Annotated in this window: 19 protein-coding genes; 5 read left to right on the top strand and 14 right to left on the bottom strand. The window is 71.1% G+C overall.

The features are described 5' to 3' along the window. The first annotated feature begins 158 nt into the window (after positions 1-158). A complete protein-coding gene (locus tag ACWCO8_RS35905) occupies positions 159-1,547 on the top strand; it encodes a M20/M25/M40 family metallo-hydrolase (RefSeq protein ID WP_451035717.1) in 1,389 nt (462 codons plus the stop codon). Positions 1,548-1,580: 33 nt separating this feature from the next. Here ACWCO8_RS35905 and ACWCO8_RS35910 read toward each other — a convergent pair whose 3' ends face one another. The 8 genes from ACWCO8_RS35910 to ACWCO8_RS35945 all read right to left on the bottom strand — a co-directional run bounded on the left by ACWCO8_RS35910 (position 1,581) and on the right by ACWCO8_RS35945 (position 11,297). Continuing rightward, positions 1,581-2,411 carry a PaaX family transcriptional regulator gene (locus ACWCO8_RS35910; protein WP_362017253.1) on the bottom strand — a complete coding sequence of 277 codons (831 nt, stop codon included), beginning with the start codon at positions 2,409-2,411 and terminating at the stop codon, positions 1,581-1,583. A 109-nt stretch (positions 2,412-2,520) separates the two neighbouring features. Further along, a complete protein-coding gene (locus ACWCO8_RS35915) occupies positions 2,521-3,228 on the bottom strand; it encodes a maleate cis-trans isomerase family protein (RefSeq protein WP_451035793.1) in 708 nt (235 codons plus the stop codon). Positions 3,229-3,300: 72 nt separating this feature from the next. Beyond that, positions 3,301-4,206 (bottom strand): fumarylacetoacetate hydrolase family protein, encoded by a 906-nt coding sequence (locus tag ACWCO8_RS35920; RefSeq protein WP_451035718.1) that lies wholly within the window; start codon positions 4,204-4,206, stop codon positions 3,301-3,303. Between the two features lie 175 nt (positions 4,207-4,381). Then, positions 4,382-5,494: a cupin domain-containing protein gene (locus ACWCO8_RS35925; RefSeq protein ID WP_451035719.1), complete on the bottom strand. Its 1,113-nt coding sequence runs from the start codon at positions 5,492-5,494 to the stop codon at positions 4,382-4,384. Then, complete coding sequence (locus ACWCO8_RS35930; protein WP_451035720.1) at positions 5,491-6,531, bottom strand: carbon-nitrogen hydrolase family protein; 1,041 nt, start codon at positions 6,529-6,531, stop codon at positions 5,491-5,493. The genes ACWCO8_RS35925 and ACWCO8_RS35930 overlap by 4 nt, the downstream gene beginning before the upstream one ends. A gap of 12 nt (positions 6,532-6,543) precedes the next feature. After that, the gene (locus ACWCO8_RS35935; RefSeq protein WP_451035721.1) at positions 6,544-8,979 is read right to left on the bottom strand and encodes a bifunctional salicylyl-CoA 5-hydroxylase/oxidoreductase; all 2,436 of its coding nucleotides are present in this window, start codon (positions 8,977-8,979) and stop codon (positions 6,544-6,546) included. Between the two features lie 103 nt (positions 8,980-9,082). Then, a complete protein-coding gene (locus ACWCO8_RS35940) occupies positions 9,083-9,580 on the bottom strand; it encodes an acyl-CoA thioesterase (RefSeq protein ID WP_451035722.1) in 498 nt (165 codons plus the stop codon). Positions 9,581-9,602: 22 nt separating this feature from the next. Next, positions 9,603-11,297, bottom strand: a complete 1,695-nt coding sequence (locus ACWCO8_RS35945) for an AMP-binding protein (protein ID WP_451035723.1) — start codon at positions 11,295-11,297, stop codon at positions 9,603-9,605. Between the two features lie 258 nt (positions 11,298-11,555). On the opposite strand from ACWCO8_RS35945, the gene ACWCO8_RS35950 reads away from it, so the two are divergent. After that, positions 11,556-12,251 carry a phosphatase PAP2 family protein gene (locus ACWCO8_RS35950; RefSeq protein ID WP_451035724.1) on the top strand — a complete coding sequence of 232 codons (696 nt, stop codon included), beginning with the start codon at positions 11,556-11,558 and terminating at the stop codon, positions 12,249-12,251. 7 nt (positions 12,252-12,258) lie between these two features. Here the strand turns inward: ACWCO8_RS35950 and ACWCO8_RS35955 are convergent, their stop codons facing one another. Further along, positions 12,259-13,266: a LacI family DNA-binding transcriptional regulator gene (locus tag ACWCO8_RS35955; protein WP_451035725.1), complete on the bottom strand. Its 1,008-nt coding sequence runs from the start codon at positions 13,264-13,266 to the stop codon at positions 12,259-12,261. 94 nt (positions 13,267-13,360) lie between these two features. Here ACWCO8_RS35955 and ACWCO8_RS35960 point away from each other — a divergent pair, with 94 nt between their 5' ends. Next, positions 13,361-14,782 carry a cytochrome P450 gene (locus tag ACWCO8_RS35960; RefSeq protein ID WP_451035726.1) on the top strand — a complete coding sequence of 474 codons (1,422 nt, stop codon included), beginning with the start codon at positions 13,361-13,363 and terminating at the stop codon, positions 14,780-14,782. Between the two features lie 49 nt (positions 14,783-14,831). Here ACWCO8_RS35960 and ACWCO8_RS35965 read toward each other — a convergent pair whose 3' ends face one another. The 3 genes from ACWCO8_RS35965 to ACWCO8_RS35975 form a co-directional block, all read right to left on the bottom strand. Next, a complete protein-coding gene (locus ACWCO8_RS35965; protein ID WP_451035727.1) occupies positions 14,832-15,887 on the bottom strand; it encodes a tartrate dehydrogenase in 1,056 nt (351 codons plus the stop codon). Between the two features lie 70 nt (positions 15,888-15,957). Next, entirely contained in the window at positions 15,958-16,842 is an 885-nt protein-coding gene (locus ACWCO8_RS35970) for a LysR family transcriptional regulator (RefSeq protein WP_451035728.1), read from the bottom strand. Positions 16,843-16,845: 3 nt separating this feature from the next. Further along, on the bottom strand, positions 16,846-17,694 hold the full coding sequence (locus tag ACWCO8_RS35975) for an MBL fold metallo-hydrolase (protein WP_451035729.1): 849 nt from the start codon (positions 17,692-17,694) through the stop codon (positions 16,846-16,848). A 107-nt stretch (positions 17,695-17,801) separates the two neighbouring features. Between ACWCO8_RS35975 and ACWCO8_RS35980 the strand changes: the two genes are divergently transcribed. Together ACWCO8_RS35980 and ACWCO8_RS35985 are read left to right on the top strand one after the other, a co-directional pair. Next, positions 17,802-19,307, top strand: coding sequence for a carboxylesterase/lipase family protein (locus ACWCO8_RS35980; RefSeq protein ID WP_451035730.1), 1,506 nt, complete (start codon positions 17,802-17,804; stop codon positions 19,305-19,307). Between the two features lie 79 nt (positions 19,308-19,386). Then, a complete protein-coding gene (locus ACWCO8_RS35985; protein ID WP_451035731.1) occupies positions 19,387-20,586 on the top strand; it encodes a serine/threonine-protein kinase in 1,200 nt (399 codons plus the stop codon). A gap of 125 nt (positions 20,587-20,711) precedes the next feature. Here the strand turns inward: ACWCO8_RS35985 and ACWCO8_RS35990 are convergent, their stop codons facing one another. Continuing rightward, entirely contained in the window at positions 20,712-21,938 is a 1,227-nt protein-coding gene (locus ACWCO8_RS35990; protein WP_451035732.1) for a cytochrome P450 family protein, read from the bottom strand. 251 nt (positions 21,939-22,189) lie between these two features. Continuing rightward, positions 22,190-23,389 (bottom strand): winged helix DNA-binding domain-containing protein, encoded by a 1,200-nt coding sequence (locus ACWCO8_RS35995; protein ID WP_451035733.1) that lies wholly within the window; start codon positions 23,387-23,389, stop codon positions 22,190-22,192. Positions 23,390-23,392 lie beyond the last annotated feature (3 nt).

Consider the following 23,392-nt stretch of genomic DNA (forward strand, 5'->3'; position numbering starts at 1 on the left):
ACCGTCGCCGTTCGCGTGGGCTTCGGCAGGGGCTGCGGGGCGCGGACCTGTCCGTACCGGGCATGAGCGCCCCGCAGCCCCGTCCGGGAGCGGCTGCCGCTCCCGGACGGGGCGATCGACCGTGCCCGCAAGTGGTTCCAGGGAACTCAGGAGCGTAGATGTCCACCTCACCCGAGCCGATGCCGCCGGTGCCGATTCCGGTGCCAGTGCCGGTGCCGATGCCCCTGCCCTTCTCCTGGGCCGACCAGGAACACCACCTCGTCAGCCACCTCGCGGCGCTGATCCGCCTGGACACCTCGAACCCGCCGGGCAACGAGATCGCCGTCGCCCGCTACCTCTCCCATCAGCTGTCTCGCGCCGGCATCACCCACACCGTCCTGGAGGCCGAGCCCGGTCGGGCCAACCTCGTCGCGCGGCTGCCCGGTTCGGGGCAGAAGCCGCCGCTCATGCTGCTGAGCCACGCCGACGTGGTCGGTGCGGGGCCGCCCGAGGGGTGGAGTCGTCCGCCCTTCTCGGGCGAGGTGGCCGACGGCCGCGTGTGGGGCCGCGGGGCGCTCGACATGAAGGGCCAGGTCGCCGCGAGCCTGCTGGTGATGCAACTCCTCGCCGCGCACCGGTTCCGGCTGACCCGCGATGTGCTGATGGTGGTCACCGCCGACGAGGAGGCCGGCAGCCGACTGGGGGCGTACTGGCTCTGGGAGCACCACCGCGGCCTCGTCGAGGCGGAGTTGGCGTTCAACGAAGGCGGCGGACAGCGATTCATGACGCCCGGCGGCCCGGTGTACACCGTGCAGGTGGCCGAGAAGGGCAGCGCCCGGATGCGGGTCACCGCGCGTGGGCCCGGTGGTCACGCGTCCGTCCCGCGCGCGGAGTCCGCGGTCTTCACCCTGGCCGAGGCCCTGCTGAGGCTGCGCGCTTTCGCCCCGGAGTCCGTACTGCATCCGGCGTCGCGGCGCATGCTGCGTACCTTGGCCGACCTGCATCCGGGCGCGGGCGCGGAGGCGATCGGGCGGCTGCTGAAGGAGCCGACCTGGGCGGGTGCGCACGCCCTGCCCATCCACCCCGTCCTACGGGAGTTCGTTGTCACCGGGCTGCACAACACCGCCACTCCCACCATGCTGGCCGCGGGGCACCGGCAGAACGTGGTGCCCGTCGAGGCGAGCGTGATCCTTGACGGCCGCCTGCTGCCGGGCGAGCTGCCCGAGCGGTGGGTGGAGGAGGTCCAGAAGGCGGCGGGAGACCAGGTCGAGGTGTCGCTGCTGCACGGCAGGGTGAGCCACGCCGGCCACGACGACCCGGAGATCCTGCGGGTGCTGGGCGACACGGTCGCCGCCCACGAACCGGGCGCGCGTGTCCTGCCGTACATCAATCCGGCGGCCACGGACGCCCGTGCCTTCCCCGAGACGAAGGTCGTCGGCTTCTTTCCCTCCGCGAGCGACGCGGACATCATGCGGCTCATCCACGCCCCCGACGAGCATGCCCGGATCTCCGACCTGATGTTCGGCGGGAGTTGCCTGCTCGACGCGGTCCTCAGGTTCGCGACCTGAAGGAAGCCACCCCCTGCCGGGCAAGGTGTGGTTCTACGACGGATCCGCCAGGCCGGTGACCTGCTGTACGTGCAGCAGGCTCGGTGGGGCGAGGACGTCGTGCAGTTCCTGGAAGATCTGGCGCGCGACGACCGCGTTCCAGTCGGCGGGGAGCAGCTCGCTCGGCAGGCCGGGGTCGAGGTAGGGCAGGCGGCGCCACTGGGTGAGCATCGGGACGTAGTGGCGGAAGGCCTCGGCGCCGTCGATGTCGCGCTGCCGCGCGAGGCCGGCGGCGACGGGGCCGTACGCGTCGGTGAACGTGGCGTACTGCTCCTGGATCGCCGGGAAGTCCCACCACGAGCTGACCGTCCCGGGCAGGTCGCTGAAGGCGGCGTAGTCAGCGGCGAACAGGTGGACGTACTCGCTGAGCCCGCGCCGGACGAGCATCTCGCGCGCGTCGCCGAGGAGCCGGCCGGGGGCCAGCCACACGCCGGGGGCGATGTTGCCGAAGCCGAGCCAGGTCAGCCGGGTGCGCAGCTGGTAGCGGTACGAGCGCTCGGACTCCGGTACGGAGAAGACGGCCATCGCCCAGCCGTCGCTGAGCTTCGCCGGTTCCAGGCTGCCGAAGATGCGCCGGTCGCCCTCGTCGAAGACGGGGCGCGCGGCGGGGCTCAGCCGGTAGCCGGTGGCGCCGCGGCGCTCCGGTTCGAGTACGCCCTTCTTCTTGAGCCGGGAGATCGCCGAGCGCGCCGCCGGGCCGTCGACGTCCAGCTCCGACATCAGGGTGATCAGGTCGGCGACGGAGATCCAGCCTCCGAGGCGTCGCAGGAACGCCCCGTAGACCGTGTTGATCAACGAGCTGGGCCTGAGGGGAGTGTCCGCCATGATCGCCTTCCGTCGTACGCGGTCGCGATCCTACCGAGCCGGGAGGACGGGGCACCGTCCAGGTTCAGGTCACGGCCGGGTGTGCGACGACGGGGGCGGCGCGCCCTCTTCATTCCGCGTAGGCGCCGGACAGGAGGTGGCCCGCTCCGGGGGCCGTCGCCGGAAGGTCCAGGGCGCGCAGCATCTGGTGGGCCGTGCACACGGCCGCCGAGACGACAGGCTTGCCGAGGAGCTGTTCGGCTTCGTCGATCGCACCCAGGGACGGCATCTGGACGCAGGCGGAGAGCACGACGGCGTCGGCGTCGCTGTGGTCCAGGGCCTTGGCGAGCCCGGGAAGGCGTGCGGGGTCGTGCGCGGCGACGTCGAGGTTGTTGGGGATCTCCAGGGCCCGGTAGTCGAGCACCTCGATGCCCTCGTGGGTGAGGTAGTCGACGACGGTCTTCGTCAGCGGGCGCATGTACGGGGCGATCAGGGCGATCTTCTTCGCCCCGAGGGTGTTGAGGCCGTGGACGAGGGCGCCGGCGCTGGTGACGACGGGGGCCGGCGCGGCGTTCTCCACGGTACGCAGGTGCAGCCGCTCCTCGGAGGTGCGGTGGTAGCCGAGCCCCATGCTCATGATGGCGACCAGGCAGGCGTAGCCGAGGACGTCCACGTGCGCGTCGGAGAGTTCGACGGCGCAGCGGTCCGAGTCGGCGTCCATGGCCTTGAGCTGTTCCGGGGTGACGTGGGTCATCCGCATCCGGCTGGAGTGGAAGGTGAAGCGTTCCGGCGCGACGGTCTCCCGGGCGCGCAGGATCGCGGGGACCTCGGTCTCCATGGTGACGTTGGAGCTCGGCACGATCTGGCCGATGCGGTAGGTGCGGGGGTTGCGGTCGGTCACGGTCGCTCCTCAGCGGGCGTCGACGACGGGGTTGGTCAGGGTGCCGATGCCTTCGACGGTGGCCTCGACGGTGTCGCCGGGGTGCAGGAACTCCGGCGGGACCATGCCCGCTCCGACACCGGCGGGCGATCCGGTGGCGATGACGTCACCGGGTTCGAGGGTCACGCCGGAGGAGATGTCGGCGATGAGGCGGGCGATGGGGAAGAGCATGTGGCGGGTGTTGGACTTCTGCTTGATGACACCGTTGACGCGCAGGGAGAGGTCCAGAGCCATGGGGTCCGCGATCTCGTCGGCGGTGACGACGGCGGGGCCGAAGGGGGCGTAAGAGTCCTGGCCCTTGGAGAAGAACCACTGGCCGGAGCGGCGCTGGTCGCGGGCGCTGATGTCGTTGACGATGCTGTAGCCGAAGATGTGGTCGTACGCCTCCTCCTCGCTCACCCGGAAGGCGGTGCGGCCGATGACGACGGCCAGTTCGCACTCCCAGTCCAGCTGATTGGTGAGGTCCGCGTTGTGCAGGATCGGCTGGCCGGGGCCGGTGACGGCCGTGGCGGGCTTGCTGAAGAGCACGGGGCGCGAGGGGCGCTCCTTGTCGGTGTCCAGGCTGCGGCTGGACTCCTCGACGTGCTCGACGTAGTTCAGTCCGACACCGATGATCTTGCCGGGGCGCAGCGGGGCCCGCAGCGACACCTCGTCGAGTCGGTGCACGGCCTCGGCCGGCCAGGCCGCGGGACCGCCGGCCAGCAGGCCACGCGCGGTGTCCTGGGCGGTCGCGCCCGCCTGGATGAACGACAGCAGATCCAGAGGCAGTTGGACGTCGGCCTGGGTGGCCAGGGTGGCGAGGTCGACGACGAGGTCGTCGACCTGCGCTCCCAGGCGCTCGGGGGTCTCGGGGAGGCTGTAGGTGACCAGTCGCATCGGGTGCTCCTTGCGTGTGATGGGTTGCTGAGGGGTGGGGCGGCGGTGGAACTCAGGTCGCTCCACCGCCGCCCTCGGTCCGGGGCGGAGCGGGGGAGGAAACCGCGCCCGGCTGGGTGCTCCGCCGTACCGGTGCCGGTGTCAGGGCCGGCGGCCTCCGGTACGGCGGAGCGGTTCAGGTGGTGGGCTGGTGCCCGCCGTTGTCGGTGTACGCCTCTTCGCGGTGGAAGCCGAGCGAGCGCATGACGGGGAAGTCGTTGAAGGAGAAGAGGCAGGCGTCCTCGGACTGGTCGAGGTTCGCGTGCTCGTGCCAGGCCCAGGACGGGACGCAGAACATGTCGCCCTGCTGCCACTCGAGGCGCTGACCGGCGATCACCGAGACACCGCGCCCCTTGGCGGCGGTGTAGATCACCGACCCGGTGTGGCGGTGCGCCCGCGTGGCCTGGCCGGGGCGCAGGAGCTGCATGTGGGCGCCCATGGTGGGCATGACGGAACCGCCGGTGACCGGGTTGGTGTACTCCGCGATCACACCGTCGTACGGGGATCCCTCGCCGGCCTTGGCGAGGCCAAGGAGGGCCTCGTAGGTGGGTTCCCAGGGGAAGGCGAGCAGCGGTGAGTAGGGGCGGGTCCACTTCTCCACGCCGTAGGGCAGGAGGTTCGCGCTGTAGGTCAGCACGGAGGAGTTGATGATCTTTCCGGGGGTCTGGTACAGCTCGGGGTGGACCTCGTAGAAGCCGGCGTCGAGGGCGTTGACCAGCGGGATGTCGAGTCCGTCCTGCCAGATGACCGGGGCGTCGTCCGACTCGTTCCCATGCTCGTGCCAGGTGCCGTTCGGGGTGATGGCGAAGTCGCCGGGTCCGACCTTCAGCTTCTGGCCGTCCACGATCGTCCAGGCGCCGGTGCCCTCGTGGACGAAGCGCAGGGCGGCGGCCTGGTGGCGGTGGGCGGTCATGGCCTCGCCGGGGCCCATGATCTGGAGCCCGGTGTAGAGGAGACCGACTGCGGCGCTGACGTCCTTGCGGCCCGGGTTGACGAGCATCACGACGCGGCGGCCGGCGTCGTCGGCCTTGACCAGGTCGAGGGCCTTGCGGACCAGGGGCCGCAGTTCGCTGTAGCGCCACAGGACGGGGACGGACTTCGGCTGCGGGTACCACGGCTCGATGTCGTTGGCCACGGTCCAGAGCGCGCCGGCCTCGAGTTGGGCGAGTTCGCCGTAGAACGCGGTGAGTTCAGGGGAGTCGGACACCCGCGCTCGGCCCAACTGGCTGTCGTCGTACTCGGTGGTCATGCGTCCTCCTTCGTCATGCCGGTGATGCCGGTGACGTCCGTGGAAGTGGATTGCGGTACCCCGGTGTGCGCCGGATCCGTCGCGAAGGTCACCGGGGTGCGGGGGCGGTTGTCGACGTGGAGCTGGAAGACGTCGAACCGGTTGTAGTGGCCGACGATGTCGTGCATCTGCTTGGGCTGGATGCACCGGGACAGGTCGATCTCGGCGTAGACGATTCCCTCGTCGTCGACGAGCGGCTCGGTGACCGGGCGGCCGTCGGGACCGAAGATCCCGGACAGGGCGCTGCGCGGGCGGGTGAACTGCTTGCGCAGCTCCTCGTCGTCGCCGGCGAGGGCGTCGACGATCTCCGGGGAGATCGTCGAACAGGCCACGACGGAGAAGACCTTGCCCTCGAAGCTGTGGGCGGCGGTGCGGACGGCGATGGCTTCGGCCATGTCGTAGTCGGCGGGTGCCACCGGCAGGGCGATGTAGCAGGAGGCGTGAACCAGTTCGCCCTGGGCGAGGAGCGTGAAGCGGGCGAGGGTGTTGGTGTTCTCGCCGCAGGCGAGGGCGCCGAGCGGGCCGATGGGCGTCTGGTGCACCTTGAGCGAACTGCCGTCCCCGCCGGTCCAGGTGAGCTTCTCGGCCCAGGTCGGCACCAGCTTGCGGTGGACCCCGAGGAGTTCGCCGTCCGGGCCGATGGTGAGCAGGGTGTTGTAGAGGACGCCGAGGCTGTGCGGCCCGCGTTCGTTGACGCCGATGACGAGGACGATCCCGTACTGGCGTGCGGCGGCGCGCAGTTGATCGACGTACGGACCGGGTACGTCGACGGCCGAGCGGTAGAGGCGCTCGAACCAGGGCGATCCCTGGACCGGGTTCATCGTCCAGTTCCAGTACGGATAGCCGGGGACGAACACCTCGGGGAAGACGACCAGTTCGGCGCCCGCGGCGGCCGCCTCCGCGATGAGGGCGATCGCCTTGTCGACGGTCGCCGCGGGGTCCAGGTACACGGGAGCCGCTTGTACGGCCGCGGCGGTGAAGCGTGGCAGATTGTCCATCGGTTCTCCAGGTCAGCAGGCGGATACGGCAGCGGCGGCGATGTCGGGGGTGGCGGTCGCGGCGGCGGGGAGACGCGGGACCCAGCGCTGGTGCACCGGGGCGGAGGCCACGCGGAGCAGCTCGAGGCGGGGCGGAACGCGGTCGGTGCGCGCACCCGGGGGGCGTCCGCTGCCCGCCCGCCAGGAGGCGGGCCAGGGTGCCGCCGGGCCGTGGTAGCCCTGGGCGGCGGCGGCGTGCAGGGTCCACAGCGGGTCGTGGATCTGAGCGCGGCCGACGGCGCACAGGTCGGCCCGGCCGGCCAGGATGATCGAGTTGACGTCGTCGTAGGTGGAGATCGCGCCGACGGCGATGGTGGGGATGTCCGTGGCGTTGCGGATCAGGTCGGCGTACGGGGTCTGGTAACTGCGCCCGAACCGGGGCCGCTCGTGGGCGACGACCTCGCCGGTGGACACGTCGATCGCGTCCGCGCCCGCCTCGCCGAGAGCGCGGGCGATCTCCACGGCATCGGCCTCGCTGGTGCCCCCGTCGGCCCAGTCCGCGGCGGACATCCGGACCACGAGGGCCTTGCCCTCGGGCCAGACGGCGCGCACCGCGCGCAGCACCTCCAGGGGGAAGCGCAGGCGGCCGGCGAGGCTGCCGCCGTACCCGTCCGACCGCACGTTGGTGAGCGGCGAGAGGAACCCGGACATCAAGTGGCCGTGCCCGTACTGGAGTTCCAGCACGTCGAAGCCGGCGCGGTGGGCGCGTTCGGCGGCGGCGACGAAGTCGCCTGCGATGGCGTCCATGTCCTGCCGCGTCGCTTCCCGGGGGACGACGGCGCCGTCGGTCCAGGCCAGCGGGGAGGCGGCGACGAGCGGCCACCCCGCGGCTCCGAGCGGGGCGGACCTGCCGTCCGCGCGGGGCACGCTCGTGGCGGCGCGGCGGCCGGCGTGTGTGAGCTGGATGCCTAGGCAGGTGTCCGACTGGCCGTGCACGAAGGCGGTGATGCGCCGCCAGGCGGCCTCCTGCTCGTCCGTGTACAGGCCGGGGCAGCCCGTGGAGGCCCGGCCGTCCGCGCTGACCGCGGTCATGCCGGCGAGGACCAGGCCGGAGCCGCCCAGCGCCTGGGTGCTCAGGTGGACGAGGTCGAAGTCGCCGGGGACTCCGTCGCGTGCGGTGTACAGCGCGGTGGGCGGCACGACGACCCGGTTGCGCAGGAGCAGCCCGCCGAGCCGGAAGGGACGGAACATCGGCGGCACGGTGGCGGCGGTGCCGGTGGCGGTGCCGGGCCGGGTGGCCGTCAGGGCGCTGCCGTCGGCGTGCCAGGAGTCGACCGCGGTGGTGAACTCCTCGTCGCGTACGCGCAGGTTGTCGTAGGTGACGCGGCGGCTGCGGGTGAGGAGGTTGAACGCGAACTGCGGGGGCTCCTGGGCCGTGTAGCGGCCGACGTTCTCGAACCATTCGAGGCTGGCCTGGGCGGCTCGCTGGGTGGATTCGACCACCGGCCGTCGCTCGGCCTCGTAGGCGGCGAGCGCCGAGGCCACGTCCGGGTGTTCGTGCAGGCAGGCGGCCAGGGCGAGGGCGTCCTCCATGGCGAGCTTGGTGCCGGAGCCGATGGAGAAGTGGGCGGTGTGGGCCGCGTCGCCGAGCAGGACCACGTTGCCGTGGCGCCAGGAGGCGTTGCGTACGGTGGTGAAACGTATCCACTTCGAGGCGTTGGGTATCAGGCGGTGGCCGTCGAGGTGGTCGGCCAGGATCTCCTCGCACCGCCGTACGCTCGCCTCGTCGCTCTCGCCCCGCGCGAACTCCCGCTCGGCGAGCGCTTCGAACCCCGCACGCCGCCAGTCGTCCTCCGCGATCTCCACGATGAACGTGCTGCGCTTGTCGTCGTAGGGATAGGCGTGGACCTGGATGCTGCCGAACTCCCCCTTCTCAACGATGAAGGTGAAGGCCTCGAAGACGCGGTCGGTGGACAGCCACATGTAGCGGCAGTGGCGCTCGTCCAGCTCCGGGCGGAAGCTGTCGGCGTACGTCGCGCGGGCCGTGGAGCGGATTCCGTCCGCGGCGACCACCAGGTCGTAGCCGGCGGAGAGTTCCTCGACGGGCGGCGCCTCGGTGCCGTAGCGCACCTCCACCCCGAGCTCGGCGCAGCGCTTCTGCAGGATCTCCCGCAGCCGGTTGCGGTCGAGCGCGGCGAAGCCGTGGCCACCGGAGACGTGGACCTCGCCGCCGTAGCGGACATCGATGTCGCTCCACCGGGCGAACTCCGCGGACATCGCCGCGAACACGGCGGGATCGGCCTGCGCGATGCCGTCGAGCGTCTCGTCGGAGAACACGACGCCGAAGCCGAACGCGTCGTCGCGGGCGTTGCGCTCCCAGACCGTGATCTCCCACTCCGGTGAGAGCTGCTGGGCCAGCGCCGCGAAGTACAACCCGCCGGGCCCTCCTCCGATGACTGCTACACGCACGGTGTTCCTCCTAGTGGTTCCGAACAGCAGAATATGTCGTTGATTTGGCGAGCGTCAAGAAGTCGACACATCCTGCGGGGTACGTTCGACTCGTCGCCCCGCGTCACGCGAAGAGCTCGGGGGCCTGCGGACCGGCCTTCGTGAGGACCTCCCGCACATCGTCGGGCCAGGCCGTGGACCCGGTGGCCCGTGAAGCGGAGTGGGCGATGACCATACGCCCGGTCGCGGCCGGCTCCTCCCCCTCACCGCGGACGGTGAAGGCGTAGTGCACGGAGCTGGTTCCGACCTTGGTGACCCTCAGTTCGGTACGGACGGTCTCGCCGAACCAGAGCCGGGCCCGGTAGTCGGCCTCGAAGTGGACGCGGGGCGTGCTGCCGAAGAGATGGGCCAGGCCGAGTCGCCGCAGCAGGACGGCCTCCGCCGCCTCGACCCAGCGCACCACCGTGGAGTGGTGGTAGTGGCCGGCCGCATCCGTGTCGGGCCATTCGACGCGCCGCTCGATGACGACGCTGGGCAGGTTCTGCGCGAGGGCCTCGGGGCATCCCGCGGCGCAGCTGCCGGTCACCGGGGAATCCGCCTGCGGCGGGCTGGAGTTGTCCATGATCGTGCCTTTCGTTCGGCCGCTAGGCGGTGTGAGGGGCGGTCGGCTGGGCTGTGTGCAGGGCGGTCTGCTCGGCTGCGTGCAGGGTGGGTTGATGGGCGGCGTCGTGGGCGCGCTTGCGCAGCTCGGCGCGCTGGAGCTTTCCGTTGCTCGTCCGCGGGAGTTCGGTGACGAACTCGACGGCGCGCGGGTACTTGTACGGCGCGACGGTTCGCTTCACGTGGTCCTGGAGTTCCTTGACCGTCGCCCCGTCGGGTGCGACACCGGGCCGGAGGATCACGTACGCCTTGACGAGCATCCCTCGCTTGTCGTCCGGGGCTCCGACGACACCGCACTCCTCGACGTACGGATGGGTGGCGAGCGCCTTCTCGACCTCGGGGCCCGCGATGTTGTAGCCGGAGGAGACGATCATGTCGTCGCTGCGGGCCACGTACCAGAAGTAGCCGTCGGCGTCGCGGATGTAGGTGTCGCCGGTGACGTTCCAGCCGTTCCTGACGTACACGCTCTGGCGCGGGTCCTCCATGTACCGGCAGCCCGTGGGTCCGGTGACGGCGAGCAGGCCGGGCTGCCCGTCCGGGACGGGCTCACCCGCCTCGTCGACGACGCGGGCCCGATATCCGGGGACGGGTCTGCCCGTCGAGCCGGGGCGTATCTCGTCGTCGGAGGCCGAGATGAACACGTGGAGCATCTCGGTGGCGCCGATGCCGTCGATGATGCGCAGCCCGGTGGCGGCGTGGAACTCCTCCCACACGGCCGCGGGCAGCGCCTCCCCCGCCGACACACAGCGGCGCAGCCCTGCCAACCGGCCCACCGCGTCCGCCGCCATGATGGCCCGGTACGCGGTGGGCGCGGTGAAGAGCACGGTGACTCCGTGTTCCGCCACGAGGTCGGCCAGCTGCTGGGGAGCGGCTTGCTCGATCAGCAGCGTGGACGCACCCACGGAGAGCGGGAAGACCACCAGCCCCCCGAGGCCGAACGTGAAGGCCAGGGGCGGGGTTCCGGTGAAGACGTCGTCCCGGTGGGGCCGTAGGACATGGCGGGAGAAGGTGTCCGCGTTGGCCAGGACGTCGCGGTGGAAGTGCAGGGTCGCCTTCGGCCGCCCGGTCGTTCCCGAGGTGAAGGCGATCAGGGCCACGTCGTCCGCCGCGGTGGCCACATGGGAGAACCGCCCGTCCTTCGTCGTACAGCGCGCGACCAGGTCTTCCTCGCCGGGGCCGCCGTACGCCAGCACGGCCGGCCCGGACGGGCCGATGGCCGCGAGCTCCTCGAGGTAGCGGTGGTCGCACACGGCCACGGTCGGCCGGCTGATCTCGCAGAGCTCCGCGAGCTCGCCGGCGCGCAGCAGCGGCATGGTGGTGACGGCGACCCCGCCGGCCTTGAGGACTCCGAGCCAAGTGGCCACCAGCCAGGGGTTGTTGGGGCCGCGCAGCAGAACCCGGTTGCCGGGAACGAGGCCGAAGTCCTCGGTGAGCACCTGGGCGACCTGGTTGGCCCGTTCCAGCAGGTCGCCGTACGTCCACCGCTCCGTGGGACTCAACAGACAGGGCCGGTCGGCGCCCCAGCGCCGGACGGCTTCGTCAAGGAGTCGCTCGGCGCAGTTGAGCCGGTCCGGGTAGCGCAACTCCGGTAGGTCGAAGTGCAGTTCGGGCCAGAGGGAAGCGGGCGGGAGTCGATCGCGACAGAACGTGTCGACGTGGGAAGACGGGGAGAGCTCCATGGGGCGGCACCTCAATCTCGGGGCAGCAGGGAGAGTGGGGAAAGTATCTCGCTAATCTTCCGACCGTCAATGATTCGCAATACTCGAATTTCGGTAACAGCGTGTTACGTCGACATCCGCCGACGCGAGGATGTCGGGCACCCGGACCGAAAGGGAGCTGTTACACGTGTAACATGCCAGGCACCCTTCCCGGCGCTCTTCCCTCGTGTGACACCCGATACGGAGTCGCGGGTACCGCCCCGGTCGCGAGAGGCTTCCATGTCCGCTGTTTCCGTTGCTCCCCCGGCCGCCACCCGGCACCGCAGAACCGTCCCGGCTCCCCCACCGGCCGGCGCACTTCACCTGGGGATCTTCTTCCTTCTCGTCACCGCACTGCTGGGGGTCGCCGTCATGCGGCATCCCGAGCGTCCGCCCTTCCAGGGGCTGGACCAGCAGTGGCTGACCTGGATGTCAGGCCCCCACGGCGGTCTCCAGGCCGTCCTGGCGGCCGCGCTGAACTGGTTCGGAGGGCCTTTGGGGGTGGTCGTTCCCGTCGGACTGCTGATCTTCTTGATCGTGCGGAAGCGCTGGTGGTCCATGACCTATCTGCTCACCAGCTACCTGGTGGGGAGCATGGCCGTCGTCCAGGTCCTCAAGCACCTGGTGGACCGGCCCCGTCCGGCGAACCCCCTGGTCCGCGTGGACCACGGCTCGTTCCCGTCCGGTCACGCCGCCGGGGCGGCGCTCCTCGTGGTGATCGTGGGCGCCCTTCTCGTACCGGTGGCGCGGCGGCGCGCATGGTGGATCGCGGGCGCGCTGTTCACCCTGGCGATGATGTGGAGCCGTACCTGGCTGCACGCCCACTGGCTCAGCGACACCGTGGCGGGCGCCTCGGTCGGCGCCGGCGCCGGCTTGCTGCTCTGGTGGCTCTTCAGGCGGGGGCTGGCCCATGAGGGCGCCGTCTCCCGGGACTGAGGCCCCTTCAGGAGCTCAGCCGGTGCACCAACTCGGCCTCGACCTCGGACACCGCGGGCGCGGCACCCTGCTCGATCAGCGCGTGAAGGGTGTCGGCGATGGCCGCCGCGGCGGGCAGGTGCAGGCGGACCGTGGTGAGCGGCGGCCGCTGGAGGGCGGAGGGTACGAGGTCGTCACAGCCCACGACGGCGACCTCCTCCGGGACGGCGATGCCGGCGCTCCGCAGTGCGTGCATGAGGAGAGCGGCGTACTCGTCGTTGAAGGCGAAGACCGCGTCCAGACCCAGGTCCGGCCAGCGCGCGGCCAGGGCCGTGGCGGACTCGCGCGTGTAGGCGAGTTCCACCGGGGTGACGGTGGCGATGTGCCGGGCGGCGGCCCTCTGAGCGCCGGCCAGCCGCGGTCGGCCGAAGGCGTCGAGGCCACGCTCCTGCGGCATGACCACACCGATCCTGCCGCGCCCGCGGGCGATGAGGTGCTCCACGGCGGCCTCACCGATGCGCCCGTGGTCGAACACGACGGTGTGGACCCCTTCCACCGGACGGGCGGCGACGGCGAGCAGCCCGCGCACACCGGCGCGACGCAGGATGTCCCCGGCCTCCCCGGTGAGCCGGTCACCGTTCATGGCCAACACCGCCGCGGGCCTCAGCTCCGCCCACGAGCGGGCGGCGCTCGCCGCGTCGGGGAATCGGCCCGTGTGCAGCACGGTCGTGTAGCCGTGGCGGTCGAGCTCGCTCTGCAGCTCGTCCACCCAGCTGCTGACCAGGCTGCCGATCGCGGAGACGGATGCGGGCAGCAGGACGAGGTTGCTCCGCCCGGCACGCAGGGAGCGGGCAGCGGCGTGCGGCACGTAACCGAGGGTGTCGGCCGCGGCCAGGACCCGGGCTCGGGTGCCGTCGCCGACCCGGTGGCCCTGGGTGTTGTTCAGCACGAAGGAGACGGTGGCGCGGGACACCCCCGCCAGGCGCGCCACGTCGGTGCTCGTGACCGAGGCGGCACCGGGCGTTTCTCTCGCCATGTCGTCCTTCTTCGCTCGCCTTTCCGGTCGACCGACCGCTTCCCCGGCAAGGTTACACGTGTTATAGCCCGTAACGACGCCTGAAAGGACCCTGATGGATCAGCGCGATCAGTCACCGTACGAATCGCCGCACGCATCCCCGCACGTACCGCCGTACGAATCGCCGAATGAATCCCCGGTCCCGGAACACCATGGTCTGGTTCCTCTGCACGGCGACCTGCTTGCCCAGGATCCGCGCCGCGTCTATGAGGCCCTGCGCCGGCGCTGGGGTGCGATCGCCCCCGTGGAGATCGGCCCGGGGGTCGGGGCCTGGCTGGTGATGGGTTACCAGGAGGTGCTTGAGCTCGTCTGGAACGAGCAGGCCTTCTCCAGCGACGCACGGCGCTGGAGCGCGATCGCCGAGGGTTCCCTGCCCGAGGATTCCCCGCTGCTGGCGGTTCTGGGCTGGCGTCCGGCCCTGAACCGCCTCGACGACGAGGCGCACGGCCGGCAGCGCCGGGTCGTGACGGAGACCTTGAACGGCATCGACCTGCGCCGGCTGCGCGGCGCCGTCCGGCAGCAGGCCGAGGCGCTGCTGGACGGCTGGGGCATGCACGGCCACGCGGATCTCATCACCCAGTACGCCCGCCCCCTGGTGTGGTACGCCTTCAGGGTGCTGATCGGACTTCCGGCGCCCGGGGAGCGGACGCTCGCCGCCCTGCTCGGTTCGATCACCGGCGGTGCCCACGACGCGGACCGCGCCGAGGCCGAGCTGATGCGGACGCTGCACCGTCTGGTCGCCGAGAAGCGTGAGGCGCCCGGCCCGGATCTCACTTCATGGCTGCTGGCTCATGCCACGCACCTCACGGAGGACGAGGTGGCCCACAACCTGGCGTCGATCCTCCGCTCGGGAGGGGAGAGCACCGTCGGCTGGATCAGTGGGACGATGCGCCTGCTGCTGGGCGACGCCCGCCTCGGTTCGGCGATGGCCACGGGTCGGCTGACCGTCACGGACGTCGCCGATCGCGCACTGTGGGACGGCTCGCCGGTCCCCAACATCGCCGGCCGCTGGGCGCGCGGCGACATCGACTTCGCGGGCTACCGGGTGCGCGCCGGGGACCTGCTCATTCCCTGCCTGGCGGCCGCCCACGCCGATCTCCTGGTCCACAGCTCGCACGACGCCGGAACCCGCGCCCACCTGGCCTGGGGCACCGGTTCTCACGGTTGCCCCGCCAAGGACGTGGCCCGGTCGATCGTCGAGACGGCCGTGGACGTGCTGCTGAGTCGGCTGAGCCCGGTCCGCGCCGGCGTACCCGACTCCGATCTGCGCTGGCAGCCGACCCTCTGGCGCGGCACCCCGGACGCGCTGCCGGTGGCGTTCCCCCCGCCCCTGCCCGACCTGATGGCCGTCACCGCAGCGCCTGCGCCCCACACGGTGATGGGCGTACCGGAGAGGCGACAGGAGGAACGGGCAGCCGCCGACAGCGGCCCGGCAGCGCAGCGGTGGGGCTGGTGGAACTCGATGAACGGTTGGTGATGCGAGGGGGGATGCCGCTCCTGAGGTCACCGGCCCCCGACGCCCCCCATCAGAGGTGCTGAAGGATGGCGGACGTGAACTCGGCGGTGGAGGCGGAGCCGCCGAGGTCGCGGGTGCGTACCGGGGTGGTGGCCAGGACGCGGGCGATGGCGCCGGTGACGTCGGCCGCGGCCCCGGGGTGGCCGAGGTGGTCGAGCATCATGGCGGCGGACCAGATCGCGCCGATCGGATTGGCGATCCCCTGCCCGGCGATGTCGGGGGCCGATCCGTGGACCGGTTCGAACATGGAGGGGTACGTGCCCTCCGGGTTGATGTTGGCGGACGGTGCGATGCCGATGCCGCCGGCCACAGCCGCCGCCAGGTCGCTGAGGATGTCGCCGAAGAGGTTGGACGCGACGACGACGTCGAAGCGTGCGGGGTCGAGGACGAACTTGGCGGCCAGCGCGTCGATGTGCTCCTGGTGCCATTCGACCGCGGGGTGTTCGGCGGCACGCTCGGCCACCAACTCGTCCCAGAACGGCATGGTGTGCACGATGCCGTTGGACTTCGTCGCCGAGGTGAGGGGGCCGCCGCGCCGTTCGGCGAGGCGGAACGCGAAGTCGACGACCCTGGTCACTCCGGTCCGGGTGAACACGGCTTGCTGTACGGCCAGTTCATCGGGGAACCCGCGGTTCATCCGGCCGCCGATCTCGCTGTACTCGCCTTCGGTGTTCTCCCGGACGACCACGAAGTCCACCTCGCCGGGAAGGGCCGCGCGTACGGGGCTGGGCAGGCCGTCGAAGACGCGGATGGGGCGGAGATTGACGTACTGACTGAAGGCCCGGCGGATCGGGATGAGCAGCCCCCACAGGGAGACGTGGTCCGGCACGCCCGGGTAGCCGACGGCGCCGAGAAGGATCGCGTCATGCCGGCGGAGCTGCTCCAGGCCGTCCTCGGGCATCATCGCCCCGTGGCGGAGGTAGCGCTCGCAGGACCAGTCGAAGGGCTCGTACGTGAACGTGATGCCGTGACGCTTCCCGACGGTGTCGAGGACCTCGCGTGCCGCCGGGAGGACTTCGGTGCCGATGCCGTCACCGGGAATGAGGGCGATGCTGTGGTTCGTCATGGCAAGCATTCCAACAACCGTCCGCAACCAGGGTCCAACACGTATCCCCGATCTGTCTCATAGGCATCTCCTATGAGCAGGCCGGTGGGACGGCGATCTCCAGGAAGGCACGGGCAGCGGGCGTCAGTTGGTCCTTGCGACTCACGAGGACGTTGTGCTGGACACAGGCCGGTTCCAGGTCGAGGACGAGGGCTCCGGCCCGCTCGGACAGGTCGGCCCAGGATTCCGTCACCACCGCGAGTCCGACACCGCCGAGCACCAAAGGCAGGAAGGCCATGCGGTGTTCGGTCTCCACCGCGATGCGCACGTCGATGCCGTGTGCCTGCAGGTCGTCGACATAGGCACGGATCCCGGTCCCCCGCTGCCCGACGATCAGCCGGTGCCCTGCGAGCTGTTCGCGTCGCACGGCCTGACCGGCCGGGAAAGGGCCGTCCATCGGGGTGACCAGGACGAGCCGGTCGTGTCCGACAGGGTGCGCGACGACGTCCCGACTCGGCAGCGGCGACGAGGTCGTCAACAGTCCGAGTTCGCAGCCTCCGCCGCGTACCCTCTCGACCACGTCCTCGCTCGTGAGGGCTACGCGCAGACTGAGCGACACCGCTGGAAAGCGCTCGGTGAAACGCCGGACCATGGCGCTGAGGGGCTGGATGGTCGGAGAGGCCATCGCGGCGATCTCCAGCCGCCCACCGCGCAGTTCACGGACGGCGCCGACACTGGCTCTGGCGAGTTCCAGGGCGTGCAACGCCTCCCGCGCCCGTGGAACCAGTGCCGTACCGGCCTCGGTCAGGACCACTCTCCTGCCGATCCGATGGAACAAGCGGCCGCCCACGTCCCGTTCCAGGGCCTGAATGGCCTGGGACAGGGACGGCTGCGACACGTAGAGCGCCGCGGCCGCGCGGGTGAAGCCGCCGTGGTCCACGATGGCGAGGAAGTACGTCAGCTGCCGGAAGTCCACGGTTCAGCGCGAGCCGTCGGCGACGAACCGCACGCTCCCGTCACCGCCGCGCCGGAGCAGTCCGGCCGTGGGGGCGGGGAAGTGCGTGCCGATCACGAGCGTTCCCGTGTCGGCGTACCGCTCGACGAACGCCCTCCGGGTGGCGGCGGCCTGGGCCGCGTCGGCGTCGGCGGCGCCGGCCACATCCGGTTCGATGAACTGCACGGGGTGATGCACGAGGTCACCGGTGATCACGGCACGTTCTCCGCCGGATTCGACCACGACGGCGACCTGGCCCGGGGTGTGCCCGGGGGCCGCTTCCAGCCGTACACCGTCGCACACCCGGTGATCGGTTCCGACGAAGTCGACGAGACCGTCGTCGATCAACGGCTGCATCGTGTCGGGCAGGTTGGTGTCCGCTTCGTCCGCCCAGTGGTCCCATTCCACGCGTGTGACCACGTGACGTGCACGGGGAAAGGTCGGCACCCATGTGCCATCCACCAGGCGCGTGTTCCACCCGATGTGGTCGAAGTGCAGGTGGGTGCAGACCACGGTGTCGATCGACTCGGGAGGGTAGCCGAGGGCGGTGAGGTCTTCGAGCCACGCCGTGTCCAGCATGCTCAGGAACGGTACGGACGCCCGCGCGTTGCCCACGCAGGTGTCCACGAGGATCCTGCGCGCACCGGTGTCCACGACCAGCCCGTGCACCGACAGCAGGAACGTGCCGTCCGCCCTGCTGAAGTCCGGAGTGGGCCACGCGTACCGCTTCAGGAGCGCGGTGTCATCCGTACGCAGGGCCCCTACGACCGGAACAGGCACCTCTGCCTCGAGCACCTTGTGGATCGTCGTCGTACCGATGCGCCACGTCGCCATGCGAGCCTCCCTTGATGATGGATCGAACAATATTGACGTCCGCCACAATTTCGCAATAACTTGCGGTGTCCAAGGCTCTCGATCCCCGGTCTGGAAGGACGCACCGCATGGGTTTTACTCAGGGCAGCACCGCGCCCGTCGTGCACACGCGCTCGGGCCCGGTCCGCGGCGCGGTCGAGGACGGCATGGCGGTGTTCAGGGGCGTGCCGTACGCGGCGCCGCCCGTCGGGCCCCTCCGGTGGCGCCCCGCGCAGCCGCATAAGGGATGGAGCGGCACACTCGACGCGACCGCGTACGGTCCGAGTGCGCCGCAGGCCGTCCGCGTGGGCGACCCGATACTCGGCGGCCACGGCTTCCCGCCCTTCGACGAGGACTGTCTGACGCTCAACGTGTGGACGCCCGGCACCGACGACGCCCGCCGCCCCGTCCTGGTGTGGATCCACGGCGGCGCCTTCATCTCCGGGTCCGGGACGATGCCCACCTACTCCGGCGAGACCTTCGCGCGGAACGGCGACGTAGTGGTGGTGAACCTCAACTACCGGCTCGGACCGCTCGGCCTCCTGTCCTGCTCGTCCTCATCGGACGACGGCTCGACGCACCACAACGTCTGGCTGACCGACCAACTGGCCGCACTGCGTTGGGTCCACGAGAACATCGCCGCGTTCGGAGGCGATCCCGACAACGTCACCGTCGCGGGCCAGTCCGCCGGCGCCGTTTCCACCGCCGCGCTCGCGGGCCATGCGGGCGACGGCCGCCTCTTCCGGCGAGCCATCCTCCAGAGCGTCCCGCTCGCGATGCCCCTCGCCACGCCTGCCGAGTCCCTGGCCCGTACCGCCGCGTATCTGGAGATCGTCGGCGCGAAGGACGTGGACGAGCTGCGCACGGTGCCGTGGCCGCGCCTGGTCGAGGCCACCGCCGGACTCCTCGCGGCCACCGCGGAATGGGGACGCTGGACCGCGCCGTTCATGCCGGTGCTCGACGGGTCGACGGCCTCGCGGCAACCGGTCGACAACCTGCTCGACGGCCCGGGCGCCGACATCGACGTCCTCATCGGCTGGACCAGGGAAGAGGCCGCCTTCAGCTTCGCGCTCGGCGAGCCGTATTCGTCGACGACCAAGGAGCAGGTGCTCCGCCGCGCACGGGACACCTTCGGCGACGGCGCGGCCGAAGCGTACGCGGCGTACGAGGCAGCCCGCCCGGGCGCACGACCGATCGACGTCCTCATCGACCTGACCACCGACGAACTCTTCAGGAAGCCCACCCTGGCGTTCGCGGAAGCGCGAGCGGCACGGGGCCGCCCGGTATGGACGTACGAGTTCGCCTTCCCCACCCCCGCGCACGACGGCCGCCTGGGCGCCCCGCACTGCCTCGACCTGCCGTTCGTCTTCGACAACCTCGCCACGTGGTCGCACGCGCCGTTCATGGAAGGGATGGACACCAGGACCGGAGCCGGCCTGGCCAGGACCATGCACCAGGCCTGGATCTCGTTCATCCGCACCGGCGACCCCAACCACCCGGCGATGCCTCACTGGGACCGGTACGACCAGCAGTCCCGCACCACCCTGCAGTTCGACACCGTCGTCACGGCCACCTCACACCTCGGGCCGCACTGACGGTACGACGCTCCGCCCGGCGGCCCTCCCACGAGCGTCGATAGGATCAGGCGTACGTCCAGGGGGAGGGCTGATCAGCATGCTTGAGTGGGGAGTTGACGGGCCGTCGCACGTCGGGCCGTTCCGGACGGTCGGGCAGCTCGGGCAAGGTGGCATGGGCCAGGTGCTCCTGAGTGTGGCGGCTGACGGCCGCCTGGTCGCCGTCAAGCGGGTGCACGCCGATCTCGCCGAGGACCCCGGTTTCCGCTCGCGCTTCCGTCGCGAGGTGGACGCGTCGCGACGGGTGTCCGGGGCGTACACGGCCCCCGTGATCGACGCCGACCCGGACGCGCCGACTCCCTGGCTCGCCTCCCTGTTCCTGCCGGCGCCCTCGTTGAGCGAGGCGTTGGAGGCGACCGGGCCGCTGCCCGAGGAGACCATGCGCCGGCTCGCCGTGGGCCTGGCCCGGGCTCTGGAGGAGATCCACCGGGCGGACCTGGTGCACCGGGACCTGAAGCCCTCCAACGTCCTTCTCGCGGAGGACGGCGTCCGGGTCGTCGACTTCGGCATCGCCCGCGCCGCCGACCACGAGACGAAGCTGACGCATACGGGCGCGCTGATCGGCTCGCCCGCGTTCATGTCCCCCGAGCAGGTCGGGGGCGCGACGCCGGGGCCGGCGGGCGACGTGTTCTCGCTCGGCGTCACCCTCGTCACCGCCACCACGGGGCGGACGCCGTACGCCGGTGACTCGCCGCTCGCGCTCATGTACGCCGTCGCCCACGACGAACCCGACCTGAGTGCCGTACCGCCCGGGCTGCTCCCGGACCTCGTCGACGACTTGCGGACCAAACCCGAACGCCGCCCCGAGCCGCTCGAGGCGACTGTACGTGTGAGGAGACAGGCGCGAGCAGAACTGGTTGGCGGCCCTCAGCAGGAATCGGAACGCCAGTTCCGAGCACACCGTCTCGGCGCAGCACGCCAGTGCGTCCCGCGTCTGCTCCAACGGCCCGCGGCTCCAGGCCTGCCTCTGGCCGAGCATCCCGACCAGCTCCACCACCTCGGCCGCCAGCCGCCGATGCTCGACCGCCGGCGTGCTCGCCCCGCCCACCCCGCATGCGGGGTACGACGTGCAGTTCGCCTCTGGCGCACCGCTCGTTCGCGCCAGGGGGACGACCTCGTCCAGCAGCCCTTCCAGCCACGCACGCTCGGTGCCCTGGATTTCGGGCGACCCGCCGCGCGGCGGATCTGTGACCCGCCACAGCAGATTGAGTTCCTCGCCGTCGAGGCCGGAGTCCAGTAGCCGCAGGAGGTCCTCGACGACCAGAGTGAGGCCCATGGGGTCGCCCTCCGGGGCGCCGAGGTACGCCCGGACATGGTCCAGTGCGTCCCTTTTTCCTGTGCTGATGGCATGCCGCGCGTGACTGCTCAGCCGCGGCCGTGGAGCCGTACCGGTATCTCCCGCCAGCCGCACGCGATGAAGGAGGCCACCTGGCGCAGCTCGTCCGGGTCGGCCGTGAGGGTCATGTCGGGGAAGCGCTCGAACAGGGCGGGGAGCACGGTCCGGGCCTCCATCCGCGCCAGCGGAGCGCCGATGCAGCGGTGGACCCCGATCCCGAACGCCATGTGGTCCTCGCCCTCGCGAGCCGCGTCGAACACGTGCGCGTCCGGGCCGTGGCGGTCGGGGTCCCACCCGGCGGCGCCGTACGTCGTGATGATGGCGTCGCCGGCCGGGACGGTGACACCGCCGACCTCCAGATCCTTCACCGCGAATCGCAGCGGCACCGCGGCCAGGGGCGGGTGAACGCGCAGCGTCTCCTCGATCACGTCGTCCCAGCCGACCTCGCCCGCGCGGACCGCGGCGAGTTGCCGGGGGTCCCGCAGCAGGGCCACGACGGCGTTGCCGATCAGGTTCACCGTCGTCTCGAATCCCGCGCCGATGACGAGCAACAGCGTCTTACTCACCTCGTCGTCGGTCGGGCCGTCCTCGGCTTCCATGGCCCGGATCAGGTCGCTCGTCAGGTCCTCGCCCGGGTGTTCCCGCCGGTAGGCCATCAGGGCCGTCGAAACCTCGAGCACCTGCCGCTGGATGAACTCGCCGTGTTCCGGTGTCTCCGGCGTGCCCACGACGGCGTTCATGAGACGGCGGACCGCGTCCAGCAACTCGTCCGGAACGCCCACCAATTCGCAGATCACCCGCAGCGGCAGCGGATACGCGAGCCCCTCGATCAGGTCCACCACCTCCTCCTCGCGGGCCGCGAGCCGATCGAGCAGCGCGCCGGAGATCGCCTCGACCCGGGAACGCAGCGCCTCGGTGCGCCGGTTGGTGAAGCTGGGGGCGACCAGGCTGCGCAGCCGGGCGCGTTGGCTGCCGTACGTGGCGAGCATGGAGTCGACCGCGGACCACGTGTATATCCAGCCCCAGGCTGGGTTGTCCGGGAACTTGGGCCACAGGTTCCAGTGCAGTCGGGCGTCCCTGCTGACGTTCGGGTCGAGGATCAGCTCCTTGAGAATGTCGTGTCCCGTGGGCGCCCACGCGGGAAGACCGCCGGGCAGCTCCACGGGGACGATGGGGCCGAGGGCCCGAAGCCGAGCGGCCTCGCCGGGAATGTCGGCGCCGAACGGGTCGATGACGATGCGGTCGCTCGTTGTCACGGGCTCTCCAGAAGGTTCGCGGAAAGGGACGCCGGCCCGGAGCGGACGTGCTCCGGGCCGGCGCCCCGTCGCGGGACGGAGGGCGGGAACGGAGCGTGACACGGGAGGTTTGCGGCCAGCTGCCTCGGACTCGCCGTTCAGTACACGACGACGCCGTTCGGTACGACACGGGGAACGGTGCCTCTCTGCCCGAACCGCCATCAATTCACTGCTCGCTCGTACGTCGGCCCTCAGCAACGCGTCGCCCTGGCTCAGGCCCCGTGCGGGACGGCCGCGAGGCGGCGGACGAGCGGGGTGCGCAGGTGGGGGCGGATGCGGACGTCGCCGAGGAATTCGGTGAGCCGATCGACCTCGGCCGTGATGGCTGTGCGGACATGACGGTCCGGTTTGGTGCGGAGGAGTTCCGTGACGATACGGCCGTCCTCATCCTGGCCCCAGCCGCCAACGATGCGGCCGTCGCACCACAGGGTCGGGCAGATGTTGCCGTTGCGGTCGAAGAGTTCCGGTACGTGGGCGGGGTCGAGGTACCAGTCGCGGTCGCGCCAGCCCATCGCGGTGGGGTCCAGTGAGGGCAGTAGAGATACCACCGGTCCGGTGCCAGCCCTGTCGGGCAAGTCGAGGACGGGGTCGTCGGGCAGGACGTGGCCAGTGGTGTGACCGAGGTCGACTTCGATGGCGTCGGTGCCGGCCAACGCGTTGCGGGTGTCGGTGAGGTTCCAGCCGGTCCACCACTTGATGTCGTCGAGGGTGACGGGGCCGAACGCCGCCAGGTAGCGGGTGGCGAGATCGATTCGAGCTTGGTCGACGGGCAGGTGGTGGTGGGGTTCTGCCAGGGTCCATCGGAACTTGGCAGAGGTCCAGGTGCCCTGCGGGCGGCCGCGGCGGATGCGGCCTTCGGCCGCCATCACGGTGAGCACCTTGTTGCTGATCCGGGCGCGGGTCTCGTACGGCTTGCCCGGTGAGAGCGTGATCCGCTCCTTGAGCTGCGGGACCGCGTCGGCGATCTGGGTGGCGTCGGCCTCACCGAGGTCGGCCAGGGCGGTGAGGACGTCGCGTTCGACGGCTTCCAGCCACGCCGTGTCGTGCCCGAGCTGTTGGGCCAGCACCTTGGCCAGGGCGGCGCGTTCGCGTGCCGCGACGGTGCGTGCGGTGGACGCCTCCACCACAGGTGCCAGGTCTTTCGGCACCACGAACACGGTGCGGCGCATGCACAGCATCCGGACCAGGCTGCGGTCCTCGTACAACGCCCGCTCCACCGCCTGCGGCGTGGCTCCCGTCATCCGCGCGGCCACGGAGAGGAACACCGTGGCCGGTTCGGTGGCATGCAGCGCCACCAGGGCATCGGTCACCTGCTCCACCGATGTGGCTCGGGCGGACGGTGCGAGCAGGTGGCGACGGACCAGCATGGCGCGGCGCTGCCGGTCACTGACCTTCGGACGGATCGTGGCCATGGT

It is taken from the genome of Streptomyces sp. NPDC001927, from assembly GCF_053594455.1.